The organism is Klebsiella sp. D5A (assembly GCF_001620885.1).
Classification (GTDB): Bacteria; Pseudomonadota; Gammaproteobacteria; order Enterobacterales; family Enterobacteriaceae; genus Klebsiella; species Klebsiella variicola.
In genome coordinates, this window is the sequence record NZ_LOAR01000012.1 from 1 (window position 1) to 12,945 (window position 12,945).

General features: G+C 55.8%; 8 protein-coding genes and 3 pseudogenes. 1 reads left to right on the forward strand and 10 read right to left on the reverse strand.

Annotated elements, in window-relative coordinates; translation table 11 throughout:
• From AS136_RS17585 to tssK, 8 genes and pseudogenes are all read right to left on the reverse strand, one after another.
• Window positions 1–661 (reverse strand): formylglycine-generating enzyme family protein (locus AS136_RS17585; protein ID WP_063266883.1); only part of this gene is annotated, 661 nt, incomplete at its 3' end.
• 21 nt (window positions 662–682) lie between these two features.
• Window positions 683–760: pseudogene (locus AS136_RS29375) on the reverse strand (hypothetical protein); the annotation flags it as partial.
• Window positions 761–1,011: 251 nt separating this feature from the next.
• Window positions 1,012–2,041: pseudogene (locus AS136_RS17590) on the reverse strand (hypothetical protein).
• A 921-nt stretch (window positions 2,042–2,962) separates the two neighbouring features.
• Complete coding sequence (locus AS136_RS17595; RefSeq protein ID WP_063266884.1) at window positions 2,963–5,449, reverse strand: DUF2345 domain-containing protein; 2,487 nt, start codon at window positions 5,447–5,449, stop codon at window positions 2,963–2,965.
• 149 nt (window positions 5,450–5,598) lie between these two features.
• Window positions 5,599–5,723 (reverse strand): annotated as a pseudogene (locus tag AS136_RS28755) (hypothetical protein).
• A gap of 181 nt (window positions 5,724–5,904) precedes the next feature.
• The gene (locus AS136_RS17605) at window positions 5,905–7,602 is read right to left on the reverse strand and encodes an OmpA family protein (protein WP_063266886.1); all 1,698 of its coding nucleotides are present in this window, start codon (window positions 7,600–7,602) and stop codon (window positions 5,905–5,907) included.
• A gap of 3 nt (window positions 7,603–7,605) precedes the next feature.
• Complete coding sequence (gene tssL, locus AS136_RS17610) at window positions 7,606–8,259, reverse strand: type VI secretion system protein TssL, short form (protein ID WP_012541320.1); 654 nt, start codon at window positions 8,257–8,259, stop codon at window positions 7,606–7,608.
• Window positions 8,256–9,596, reverse strand: a complete 1,341-nt coding sequence (gene tssK / locus AS136_RS17615; RefSeq protein ID WP_016161345.1) for a type VI secretion system baseplate subunit TssK — start codon at window positions 9,594–9,596, stop codon at window positions 8,256–8,258. The genes tssL and tssK overlap by 4 nt, the downstream gene beginning before the upstream one ends.
• Window positions 9,597–10,225: 629 nt before the next feature.
• Here tssK and AS136_RS17620 point away from each other — a divergent pair.
• A complete protein-coding gene (locus AS136_RS17620; RefSeq protein WP_012541317.1) occupies window positions 10,226–10,555 on the forward strand; it encodes a gamma-glutamylcyclotransferase family protein in 330 nt (109 codons plus the stop codon).
• A gap of 56 nt (window positions 10,556–10,611) precedes the next feature.
• On the opposite strand, the gene AS136_RS17625 is transcribed toward AS136_RS17620, so the two are convergent.
• Window positions 10,612–11,559, reverse strand: a complete 948-nt coding sequence (locus AS136_RS17625; protein ID WP_008804356.1) for a 2-hydroxyacid dehydrogenase — start codon at window positions 11,557–11,559, stop codon at window positions 10,612–10,614.
• On the reverse strand, window positions 11,556–12,869 hold the full coding sequence (locus AS136_RS17630) for an MFS transporter (protein WP_012541315.1): 1,314 nt from the start codon (window positions 12,867–12,869) through the stop codon (window positions 11,556–11,558). The genes AS136_RS17625 and AS136_RS17630 overlap by 4 nt, the downstream gene beginning before the upstream one ends.
• Window positions 12,870–12,945: the final 76 nt, after the last annotated feature.

Here is a 12,945-nt window from a genome sequence, read left to right on the forward strand (position 1 = left end):
TCCATTCTGAGCCACTAAGTCCCATATCATACAGACCCAGGGGGTTTGGGGGATATTTCCCCACTGGATAAATAGGAATACCTGCTCCATCAGTATATTCACTCAGCTCATCCTGGCTGGGGATGTTTTTACCGGGCAGGAACTCACCATTATTCGTTGCAAACGGAATGTATTGCCCTCTGGATCTTGCTGCATATTCCCATTGCGCCTCTGTTGGTAAATCAAATTTTTTACCAGACTCCTTACCTAACCACTGACAATAGTCTTTTGCCTGTTGCCAGGTGATGCCAACAGAATAATCACTTTTTTGCAATGATGGGTAATCTTTTAGCAGAATATTAATGGGTGGTTTTTTTACTCCTGTTATCTGCAGATATTTATTATAATCATCATTGGTGACTTTGTATTTTGATATTGAAAAATCGCTTAATACAACCTTATGTAATACCTTGTCATCCTGGTTTATGCTGAAAGGCAGTTTTTCACCGACTAACGGTCCAAAATCGCCCATTAAAAACTCACCGCCCTGAACGGGAATCATGTTAGAGAGCGACTTACCCACAAGCTCTTTAGCCGCTTTTTCACTCCTGGCAGCATTTCCCTGATCGCACCCGACCAGTAAGCATACAGTAACTGAAATAGCTATAATGTTATTTTCCATTTCAATGCCTCAGTAATTTAATCAAGCAATCATTGTATTAGTTGGATGCTGCTCGTCAACCATGGCAAGATATTCTGACATCAGGATATCCGGAATAGGTCTAAATGGTTCATCCGGGCCAACGGAAACCGGAAGGTTATTATGCAATAAGGTGAGCTTTTCGCCATAATTGGTATAGAAAAACAATTTTCGTTCTCCAATGCCTAAAAACTTAATCACATCTTTTTCATTCAGTTCTTTACTGCCTTTCTTCTCCCCTGGCGACAACGTCAAATGCTGCATGATATTGTTATAATCTGCCTGACTTTGTACCCACTTCAATGCCATAAACACCGCTTGTTTTCGTCTCTTTAAAGGACCGAGCTTCCAGCTGTTAACGGAAAAAAAATCATTATTCTGATTTCGTGGATCAAGCCAGTCCGCCCAGTTCTGATCAATTAATGTGGCAATCACTGCCCCTTTTGTTTCCGGAGGGGTATATTTAAGCTGATCAGGATTAGACAAAATACTGTCCATCAAATTAACGCGTTTGTTTTCATCCTTAAGGTCTGCTCTAATTTGTTGCAATATTACGACCATATTCTTAAGCATGGCCTCACCCACCTGTATCCCTTGCGCCGCCATAATAATAGGAATTGCACATAAAGATCGAAAGGCATCCACTGCCATCATCTGCTCAAGCTTCTGATAATCCACATTTCTCAGCATATAAAGAAAGCTCTTCATAAAAGCCGCAAAGCTGCTGCCATCAACTTCAAAACCGACTTCCCCTTTGGCTCCCACTCCCCAACATAAAGCCGCTTTACAGTAAATACGAAAACGTCCCTGAATATAGGTGATATAAAAAACCCCACTTCCCCCAGCGCCTGCCTGCACCGTCATCCCTGCTTCCAGTTTGGCTATCGCGGCAAACTTCTTCTCTTTACTGACAATGGGTTTGTTATCATTCTCAACACCTTTAGCTACTGGCGTATCATCAGGATGCGGGTCAAACCACTCAATGGCACCACTGATATTACCTCCCGCCTGAGCACCAACAAAAACACCAATTTCACCTCCCCCCTGTGCTTCAGGTATTGTTGAGGTCTTTAAATTCACCTGCTGCTGTCCTGGTAACGGTGGGGCATTCAGGGTTGCAGGACGGCCTTTAATGCCATAGCCCTTTCCCTTTTCTCCACTCCAGTCTACTGTCACCCCTAATTCAATTGCAGCACTGGCACCAACGCTACCTGACAATACCAGTTTCATGGCAAAACGCAGTGCTCCCATATTACAGACACCATCCGGTGTCTGTGGAGTCACTTTTTTCGCCGGAAATAAAAGGCTGACACCTAACCTGTCCGGCAGGTACAGGGCCGTTTCGGCCTTCGCCTCCCCCAGTGCAAAACTGGCATGACCTTCTATTTTGCCCTCCAGTTTTTTTTCTGATGGATTATATTCCGCTGATGCACCCGCTCCATGGCTGTAGCGCATCAGTTGAGCCTGCGCGCTGATATCAACATACTGGTGATAAACAGATTCGTCGACTTTACCATCCCCCTTTGGCCAGGTCAGAGATTTGTTCATTTCCTCTGCCCAGTGACTGACAATAACATTCGTATCGTCAACAAGATCGAATTTCAGTGAAACAGGTACGTTACTTAGTTGTTTTTTTAGTTCCGCTGTATCTATTTTTCCCTGACGTATGGTTTTATTAACCTGATTACCATTCGCATCCTGAGAAACAATAGTTTTGTTTTTATATTTTATGAAACTGGCTTCACCACTTTCTTTATCAACTTCGCTGAGCTTATATGTTCGCCACTGGTGTTTTATTTTATCCGAACGCACATAAGTTTTCTTGAATCCTTTCACTGTGTTATTTTTAAGCGGAATAAGTTCCATTATACCAATGGCAGTATCTTTCATTTTATCATTAAGCAATTCCCCCTCCGGAGGATTCGCTGTTAGTGACATAAGCTCTTTCCGCAAAGCCTGATTTGCTTTGTTTAAGGCTTCATAGGCTTTAGTGATTTCACTTTCAAATTTTCTTGCTGGCACTCTGCCTGCCTGAGTGATTGCTTCAAAATTAATATCATCAAGATTTTTTTGCGCCTGTTTCTGAGTTTCAAGCAAGCCAGACAGAAAATCATGCTCCTGTTCGATAATTTTAGTATCTGAAGCCTCCAGAAAAAGCAATGTTGCGCTACCTGGGTGAAAATAACATTCTGGGCCATATTTTCCTTTTACAACCGTTCCCGTCCCTTGTACCGATGTTTTACTTTTCTCTTCTCCGGTAGCCATATGCTATTCCTTCATTCTTTAAAGTAATTCTATATGCAGGGCATCAGGCAGGGCAGTATAAACTGCAACAGTTTTACCTTCCGCATCGGTCCTGCCTTCAAATACTTTACCTTCACCGGTTGTTATCCTGTACCGGGTAAAAGGTAAAATCTCCCCGGACTCTTCATCTTTTGCAGTAAAAAACTCACTGAAACCGACGGGAAGCTCAGGTTTGTTTGCATCATAATCAGCTGCGCCCATTTTCTGCACATTGGCCGATTTCAGCAGAATATTCCCCGGGCAGCCCAGCTCGATATTGCCACCACTTAGCCTGATATACGCTCCCGCACAGTTCACCACCAGTTCCTCCGCCGCCGTGATTTCCACTCGCCCTTCCACGCTGGTCACGGTGATATCCTTTTTCGCCGTCGCCTCCAGCGCATCATCCTGCGCCTGGATTTCCATCTTTCCCTTCGCCGCAAACAGCTTCATCCCCGCCTTTCGCGCCAGCAGGCTGACGGCTTCTCCCGCCGCCACCGTAAAACGTTTCAGCGCACTGATGTCCGTATTCTGCTGTGACACAATCCCCACGCTGGCGCTACCCGAAGACAACCGTACCGCCTGCGGACTGCTGATGCTCACGCCCTGCGGCGCATTCAGCACTATCCCCGGCTGCGCCAGCTCTTTCAGCGCATCGTTCAGCGTCTGCTGGTTGCCGGTATCCGATGGCAGGGCCTGAGCCGATTCCGCTGCCGACGCCAGGCTTTTCGCAATACCCAGGGCATTTTCAAGCTGCGCAATCGCCTCCTCCATTGCCAGCATCCTGTCGCCTGCCGAAGGCTGTTTATCCACACTGATAAACACTCCCGCACCGCCCCGGATGCTCACCCATTTATCCGTACGCAGTTCCGCCCCCTCGCCCCGCAACTCCCTCTGCGCATTCACGTTATGCCCCAGGTTCAGCTGCGTCTTGCCGCCGTACTCGGTGCTGAGCTTGATATGCTCCTCGCCGCGCTTATCCTCCATTCGCAGCTTATTATTGGCCGGAGTACGAATCACATTGCGGGTGCTGTTTTTCTCCGTCACAGGGTCGACATGCCGCGAGTCGTGCAGCGCATGCGCAATATACGGCCGGTCAGGATCGCCTTCGTGGAAAGCAATCGCCACCTCCGTGCCCTGGATCAGCGGGAAGTGAAAGCCGTACACGTCGCCGCTGTAGGGTTTGGCGAGACGCACCGGCATGCTTTCCTGACCCTGCCCTTTCTCCTCTCTGTCAGCGTCAAATTTCACCCGGTACAGGCCGGACGCATCCTGCCAGGCGTAGATATCATTCGCCTTCGCGCTGGTCACCCGCGCCGTCATGGCGCCAGTCACCTTCGGGCGCGGCAGCAGCGGCGGACGCCAGCACAATGTTTCGCTGTAGGGCACCGCCAGCAGGGTCACCCGCAGCGCCTCCCGGCGGCTGGCGGTAAAACCGGTGCCGGTGATTAACAGCGGATCCTGCACGGGCGCAGGCAGGGTCGATGGGAGGCTGTCGGTAACGGTCAGCACCTGGGCCGGCGCCAGCCAGGCTGCAGTACTGCTCGCGGTAATAAGCGTCTGGTGAGCCAGAAAACGCTCATGGTCGAGGCGGGCATAGAAGTTGGCGGTCTCCGTCTGCGGGTCGATTTTATCGCCACGCTCCCAGTGGCGAAGCTTATAGTGGTATACCTCACCGTAAGTGATGCCTTCACCATTTCCCCGGGTCATATCCGCTGTTGCCGACTGGAGAACGCTCTGCGCATCGCGGGGGTTATAATCCCGGGTAGTGACGTTCGCCTCTACGACGTTGTGGGTGATGTTCAGACCCCATATCGATTCCGCACCGCTGTCGCTCATCCCGGACGGGCTGTTTACAGGGAGTGTTTTATCGAACATCAGCGCCCGCTGCGCGTCGGCGAAGTGGACCACTTCGCTCTGGGCCTCTTCCTGCAGGGTGAAGAAATAAAATATCCCCACCTCTGCCAGCAGGCGCTGGATAAACGCCAGGTCGCTCTCCTGATACTGATTAATTTGCTCACGCCGCGAATAGTGTTGCTTGAGATTAAACTCATACTCCCAGTCATGCAGGTGATGTTCCTGCAATACCTGCTCCACCACCTCCGGTACCGATTTGTTGACGAAAAAACGGTGGCTGCGAAACTGTTTATCCAGCAGGAAGAGAAACGGCTGGAGGGTTATCTGATAGGTCGACTGATCTTCAGAACGATTGACGCGCCGGAAGGTGGTAATCACACCATGGACGCGTTTGCAGTCCGCCAGCTGCTGCAGTGCGCCGCCGCCCATTGTCAGCATGGCGGGTTTGCTCAGGAGCTGTGCGGCATCGATGTTTTTCTCTGCGCTGGTAAACGTAATGGTGTAATAATAAAGTTCACTCAGCTTTTCTGCACCACTGAATTCTTCCACATCCAGCGATGCGGTACATGAAGGAATATCCAGCTGGTAACGGTTAAGGGTGGTGCCGGTAATCATTGAAAAGGTATCCATTATATTCCTGTTTTACTCCGCAGTAATGACCACCAAAAATCAATTAACAGGATGCACTGTTTAATTTTTTTAATGATAATCATCTCATTCATCATAAATATATTTATGTGCATATCGATATCTCAGATACCCCACCAGGAATTTCATAACTAAAAGGAAACCCCAGAGATATTTATATTCACTGACTGAGAAATAAAAAAAGCAGCCAGAAACCGGAACCTTCAACGTTTATCGCCGCCAGCATTTCTCTGGCACTGTCCTTAGCGCTATCCATGCTGAGCGCCTTTATCCCCTCTTTCCTGCGCTTCATCCCCGCAGAGGCCCCGCTTTGCCGACAAGATTGACTGGCTGCAGGCACGCTACCGCCCATCGCTGTTTCCTGTTTATCAGGAACCCGTAGCGCACAGGGTCAGGCAGGCAGATTGTTATTCAACGTCCGCGATCGGGTTCGCGGGTTACTTGGTTTCGTTTTTTAAGGCGTCAGCCCCGGCTCCTGACGTATTAGCCGTGCCCGGCGTCAGACAGGCGTCCTTCTGCGGGACCAGACTGATCTCCACCCGGCGATTTTGCGCCCGCCCGTCTGGCGTCTCGTTGCTGGCGACAGGACGACTTGCGCCGTAGCCCTGCACCGCAAAACAACTCTCCGGCACATCGCCGGTATCGCGCATCCAGTCGCGGACCGCCTCGGCACGCTTCAGGGAGAGTTGTTGATTGGATTTATCGTTGCCGATGCTGTCGGTATGGCCTGCCACCACTATCAGCCAGCCGGGTTTGGCCTTAATGCCCAGCAGCGAGTTCACCAGCAGCTTTGTCGAACCCGGTTTCAGCGTCGATTTGCCGGTATCGAACAGCGCCATGCTATCGAGGCGGATCGTCTGCGGCCCCTGCACAACCTGCTTAATGACCGGACGCGGCGGCGGGGGCGGCGCCCAGTCATTGATAGCGGCTTCCACGAAGGGGATCAGCCGCATCCCCTGATACAGCCCCAGCCGGTAACGCAACGGCTCTCCCCGGCGCAGCCAGTCATCCAGCTGGCGGCTGTCGGTACGCAGACGCTGCTGCGCCTGCAGCTTCGGCGTCGGCGGCGTGCCGCTGAGGCGGTGATACACCGCCAGATGATCGCCGACGCTGCGCACCAGGCGCTGGTTGTTGATAAAGGAAGCCAGCATCGCCAGCGCCAGAAAGAGGAAGCCCACGCCAGCGGCAAGACCGGCATCGCGCATCCGGCGGCTGACCCCGTGGCGGTGCGGCAGTGACGACAGCAGAAGATCCGGCAGCGGGTGAGGACCTGGCGCCGCGGCGTTGCCCGGGGAGAGCGTGGTGATCCCGGCGATTTGCTGTTGCCAGAGGTTATTTGCCGCCGCTACCACCGGTGTCAGGCAGATGCCCGCGGCACACAGGTTCAGCGGAGGAAGTTCCGCCTGCCGGGCGCGGAATGGCCGGAAAAGAGCGTTTTCGGCCAAGGTCAGAATGCTCTCCAGCCACAGCGTCTGATGCAGGCGTGAGGCAGGGCTGCCCTCCCGCTGCCACTCGGCAACCGACTGGGGCGCTTGCCCCTTCTGCTGCACCTGGAGACCAGGCCTCTCCGGCGTGACGGTAAACCAGCGGCTTTCCCCTGCCTGGCCGCCAGGCGGCGTCACCCAGAACACGCTCCACACCGGCGGCAGACCGTTTAGCCAGGTTCGGCACTGAACGATACTCCGTCGCCAGTCGCGCAGCGACTGCGCCAGTTGCTCCCCGGAGGGGTGGTGCTCCGGTACCACCGCCAGCAGCACGGAAACCTGCGATACCAGCGCCGGACGCGCCGCCGCCAGGTACTGCGTCAGCAGCGGCAACTGCTCCGCGCTGTCTCCCCGTAGATACCAGCCGTGACGGGTTTCGCAGTGCGCCGAACGCCCGGGAAACAGACCGTCGGTATCCCCGCAGACCAGAACCACCGCCCCCTGAAAATCCTCGGGCGGCAGGACGATTTCCGATCGCTGACGGCTGACTGCCCGGCGACGCTGACGCCAGAGCGCCGCGCCGCCCGCCAGCAGGATGCACAGACTGAAGATCACCTGGTTGCCGATGGACAGCGGCCAGAAGCCCAGCACCAGCCACAGGGCCAGGATGACGGTCAGTAGCGTAAGCAGACGACGGGCGTTATCACGCATCTCTTATCCCTGCCCTGCTATCTTCGCCACCATCTGTGACAGCACGGCGGAGAAGGTCAACCACAGCGCGGCCAGCGCCACAATGCCAACCGCCCAGCCGCACCAGTACATCCGCCGTCCGCTGCGCAGCCGGGAGGCACGAACCACCACCGGCGCCTCCTGGGTCAGGCTGAACGGCGGGACCCGCGCGCCAAGCGCATGCGCCACGTCCTCACGCCGTTCGTCATCCTGGGCGCGGTACTGCCCGACAAACCCCAGTTGCAAAGTACGATAGAAACAAGTCAGCACTGCCGCATCCGCCGTGGGCTCTCGCAGCAGCTGGCGGATCCGTTCCCAGAGCTCTTCCCCGGCGTTGAGAGTGCTGAAAAAACGCGCCTGCAGCGGATCCTTGCGCCACCTGCGGTAGCCATCATCCTGACTGGCGCGGTTGAGGACGCTCTCATCGAGCAGCGCGCAGTAGGCATAGAGCATCTGCTCAGCGCTGGTGTCACTGATTCCTGCCGCCGTCAGCGCCTCGCGCGCCTCGGTCACCCATCGACAGGCCTGACGATAGAGCGCCTCGCCATCGGTCACCGGCTGGCCGCAGCGTAACTGGCTGACCATCAGCCAGCCCGGGTAAAAAGTTTTGTTGATCAGATCGCTTTCAGAGGTATTCATGAGCGCAGTACCGCAAAGAGTTCAAGTTTCACGTCGCCAAGCGATTCCGGGGTATAGAAGGTGCAGTTGCCGGCCTCCAGCATCGCGCGGGCGGCATCGGTGGAGAGATCCAGAGCGAAATATTGGTTTTCCAGACGTAGCGGAATGGCCGCCGGCACGTGGCTCAGCGGTTTGATCGCGATGCCGCTGAGGGCAATGTTGACGACCTCGGCGACATCATCATGGCTACCCGCCTTACAGAGCTGCGGAAAGCGGCTCTGTAGCTGGTGAGGGGGGAGTGAAGAGCGCACCGACAGATAAAAATCCGCCCCCTCGCGCAGTCGCGCATCGTGTAGCCTGCCCCGCCAGATCTCCCGGTCGGCGCCCTGCTCCAGAGCGATGGCGATCACCCTTGAGGGCAGGCTGACTTCGAGCAGCGTATCCAGCAGGGCAAACAGCGGCGGGAATACCTGCTCCGGCGAGGCATGCCGGTAGCGGGGGATAGCTTCCAGATGATGTTCAAGGGAGAAGGTCATCAGACTGCCGGCCAGCCTGGTCAGTTCGCGATAGAGCAGCTCCGGATGGCGCGAAGGGTCCTGATGCAGCTCGCTGAGCACCGGCTCGGCGCTGTTCAGCGCGTTGAGCAGCCAGAACAGGGAAACATCCGCCACGGCAAAATCAGCCATCCGCGCATTGCTTTCACGGCGCATGGCCATCAGGCGTCTGCGTCGGGCCTGCAGGCGATGTAACAGCTCACCCAGCTCGCTGACCAGCGTCGGGCTTGCCGCCAGCGACAGCAGCGGCGGGATGAATTCCGGGTCAACGATCCACTGCCCCTGGGCATCGCGCACCAGACGCGCTACCGGGCAGGTAAGGAAGGCCGCATTTTCCTCGGTGGAGAGACGCAGCGTCAGCGCGTGCCGCAGAACGGCCAGCTCGCTGCGTTCATGGCCGGCCAGCTCCTGCACGGTCACCTGCTCGGCGCGCCAGCGGCGCGGGCGGGCGCTCTCCTGGCCGTCATCAAGATTGCCGCCGCTGGCGCTGAGCAGCGGCAGAGCAAGCACAACCTCCACGCTGTCCAGCATCACGCCCGAGACATCACGGACCGGTGGCAGAGTATCCGCCAGCTCGGTGTCAATCAGCGTTCCGTCGGCGAAACGCACGATCAGCCGGGTGGCGTTGAGCCGGGAAAGGGTGAGCGCGCTGGCGTCAAACTCCGCGCGCAATACCCCCCACGGGTGGGCGAGCGCCATGCGGGAGACCGTATCGGCGACGTGCGCATCCCAGCGAGCCTGTTGCTGAAACTGCTGCGGGACCAGAAAAGCCCCGTCGCGCCATAATGGGCGGAAAATCTTCATTGCACCTCCTGTGCCTTTCGCTTTCATCTGTTTGCAGACAGGACCAAATGCCGCGGCGGATATCCTTCATCCGCCGTACGTTCGCCTCAGCCTCTGCCTTTGCTCTGGCCTGTTCATCACTAGCGGTTTTTCTCCCGAACGTCGTTCGGCTCGATTTATTGCCTGCCGCTTCAGGGAAAGGAAATATCAACTCTGCCCGCGAGGGTTTAGAAGTCAGATGGTATTCTTTGTACAAGGGAGGTTTATCATAAAGCGAAAAAGCCAGGGGAGGTAACGCCTGGCCCTAAATAATATCTGAATTCAACCTACGGCTGCTTTTATGGCTCTTGTTTAATCCATTGAGAAGGAATATTCCATAAGCTATCGTTTTATTATTTCCCCATTGAATGTTAATTAGCGAATTAGTCTCTCCGTCAGGCTTATTTATATTGATCTTAAATATAAATAATAAAAATATCATCGCAATCGATATACCTTCATTAGCGCCGAGGCCAAAGCGTTCCCCAGCATCAGAGAGATGCCCGGAGGAGTGCCCCGCCCCACCCGGCCATTGCCAGGCGCTGAATTACGCCGTATTTTGGTTTTCCGCTCCGCTGTGGGCGGGTATCAGGGCGAACGAGAGAGAGAAAATGAAACCGCTATTTGTCTATGGGACGCTCTGTCCCGGTCGCAGCAATGCGCACATTCTGGAGGCGATCGGGGGCGAGTGGCGTCCCGGCTACGTCACCGGCACCTTTTACGCGCGCGGCTGGGGCGCAGCCGCCGATTTTCCGGGTATCGTCCTCGACGCTCACGGCCCGCGGGTCAACGGCTATCTGTTCCTGTCCGATCGGCTGGCGGCGCACTGGCCCATGCTGGACGACTTTGAGGAGGGGTACGATCGGGTGCCGGTGGAGGTGACCACCGACGATGGACAGCAGGTCAGCGCCTGGATTTATCAGCTTCAGCCCCGGGAGTAATCCCCGCCGCGAACGCGCTGTACAATACAGCAGCCCAGCGCGTTCCGGCTTTGCGGTCAGTCCGCCAGGCTTTCCGCCACTGGAGTCACCAGCGCCTTCTTCTCAGCCCAGCAGGCGACGTTATCGAGCACCAGTTGCGCCATCGCCGCGCGGGTGCTCCAGGTGGCGCTGGCCATATGCGGTGTGACGACCACATTACTGCGCTGCAGCAGCCCGGCCGGTACCGCCGGTTCATGGCTGAAGACATCCAGCCCCGCCCCGGCGATAATCCCGCTCTCCAGCGCGGCAACCAGCGCGGGCTCATCAATCACGCTGCCGCGCGAGATATTGATGAGGATCCCTTTCTCCCCCAGCGCCGCCAGCACCGGCTGGTTAATGAGCCCCTGGTTTGCCGCCGTTCCCGGCGTGCAGATAACCAGAAAATCACTCTCCGCGGCCAGGGTCAGCAGATCTTCCCGCCAGGCATAATTTAGCGCCGGGAGACGCTTGCGGTCATGATAAGCAATCTGCATGGCGAACCCCTCGCAGCGCCGGGCGATGGCCTGGCCGATGCGCCCCATGCCCACGATGCCGACCCGCGAACCGGAGACTTTTTGCGTCCACGGAAAACCGCCCGCCGCCCACTCGCCCGCTTCGATAAACTTGTGGGCGGCGACGATCTGCCGCGAGGTCGCCAGCATCAGGCCCAGCGCCAGATCCGCCACATCGTCGGTTAACACCCCCGGCGTATGGCTGACCCGCACCTGGTGCTCTGCAGCCGCCTGCACATCCACGCCATCGTAGCCGACGCCAAAGACGGCGATCAGCTCCAGCGCAGGCAGGCTGGCGATCAGCTCTCGCGTCACGGTGGCTTCGCCGTTGGTGATGAGCACGGTAAAGGTGCCGGCCAGCGCGCGAAAGTCGGCGTCAGTGAGTGCGGTCAGCTCCACGAGGTGATAGCGTCGCGCCAGTTCCGCAGTCAGGGCATCCGGGAGCGAAGCCTGTTTTAACACGTTCAGTTTCATAGCTTATCTTCTTTCAGAGTGTGGAAGGCGGAGGGTTTCTGGCCGCTCCGGGAGACGATGATGCCGATAATCCCGCCAAGGGCCAGCGCCACGGCGACGATCAGCAGTCCGGAGTGATAGCTGTTGGTCAGGTCCTTAATCTTCCCGAGCAGCGGCGGCAAGCCTAAGCCGACAAAATTGGCGATGGTGTTGATAAATGCAATGGAGGCCGCGGCCGCCACGCCCGCCAGCTTCTCGGTGGTCACCGCCCAGAACACCGGCGTTAGCGCGAAATTAAAGCCCACGGTGAGCACCAGCAGCAGATAGGCAACCAGCAGATTGCCGGCATAGATGGCGACAGCCAGCGAGAGACCGGCCAGAATCAGCGGCAGCCCCATATGCCACGCCCGCTCGCCGGTCAGATCCGAATGACGGCCATTGAGGTACATAAACAGGCAGGCGAAAATAAACGGCACCGCGGACAGCAGACTAATAACCACATCGCTCTGCTCGCTGGCCATACTTTTGAGGATCAGCGGTAAGAAAAGCGTGATGCCGATGGAGCCGAACGCCTGCAGAAACCAGACCAGACTCAGCAGGAGTACCACTTTATTTTTCAGCGCACTGAGCCAGGAGGCGTGTTGATTAACTACCGCGCCGCGGTTATCAGCGGCAATCTGCGCCGTCAGCCAGCCTTTCTCCGCCTCAGAGAGCCAGGCCGCCTTTTGCGGGCTGGAAGGTAGCAGCCAGAGCACCAGCGCCCCCAGCACGATGGCGGGAACCCCTTCAATGGCGAACAGCCAGCGCCAGCCGGCAACATCGGCGATGCCATGCATATTTAAAATCAGCCCCGAGACGGGCAGCCCGATGATCGACGCCAGCACCGATCCCATATAAAAGAACGACATCGCCCGCGCCCGGTTGCGCTTCGGAAACCAGCAGGAGATATAGTAAATAATCCCTGGGGTGAATCCCGCCTCCGCCATGCCGAGTAAAAAACGCATAATATAGAGCTGGGTCGGCGTCTGGACGAACGCCATGCCGGCGCTCACCATTCCCCAGGTGATCATTATTCTGGCGATCCAGATCCGCGCCCCCACCCGGGTCATTATCAGGTTGCTGGGAATTTCGAAAATAATATAGGAAATATAAAACATGCCGACCCCAAGGCCGTACATGCTGGCCGTTAATCCCAGATCGGCGTTCATTTGCAGCGCGGCAATGGAAATATTGGTTTTATCAAGATTGGCGACAAAATAGCAGATAATAATAAAGGGGATGATTTTGCTGTTCAGCTTTTTTAATGTAGAAGTACAGAGTTCAATGCTCATAATAATAACCCCATGACTTTGCCTCGGGCAGGGGAAGACCGCCCGCGCCAGGCAAAGATTGATATTAAGAATCGCA

Bases quoted from the DNA above. Each gene is read 5' to 3' on its own strand.
- AS136_RS17595 (WP_063266884.1), bottom strand. From the start codon at position 5,449: ATGGATACCTTTTCAATGATTACCGGCACCACCCTTAACCGTTACCAG.
- AS136_RS17605 (WP_063266886.1), bottom strand. From the start codon at position 7,602: ATGCGTGATAACGCCCGTCGTCTGCTTACGCTACTGACCGTCATCCTG.
- tssL (WP_012541320.1), bottom strand. From the start codon at position 8,259: ATGAATACCTCTGAAAGCGATCTGATCAACAAAACTTTTTACCCGGGC.
- tssK (WP_016161345.1), bottom strand. From the start codon at position 9,596: ATGAAGATTTTCCGCCCATTATGGCGCGACGGGGCTTTTCTGGTCCCG.
- AS136_RS17620 (WP_012541317.1), top strand. From the start codon at position 10,226: ATGAAACCGCTATTTGTCTATGGGACGCTCTGTCCCGGTCGCAGCAAT.
- AS136_RS17625 (WP_008804356.1), bottom strand. From the start codon at position 11,559: ATGAAACTGAACGTGTTAAAACAGGCTTCGCTCCCGGATGCCCTGACT.
- AS136_RS17630 (WP_012541315.1), bottom strand. From the start codon at position 12,869: ATGAGCATTGAACTCTGTACTTCTACATTAAAAAAGCTGAACAGCAAA.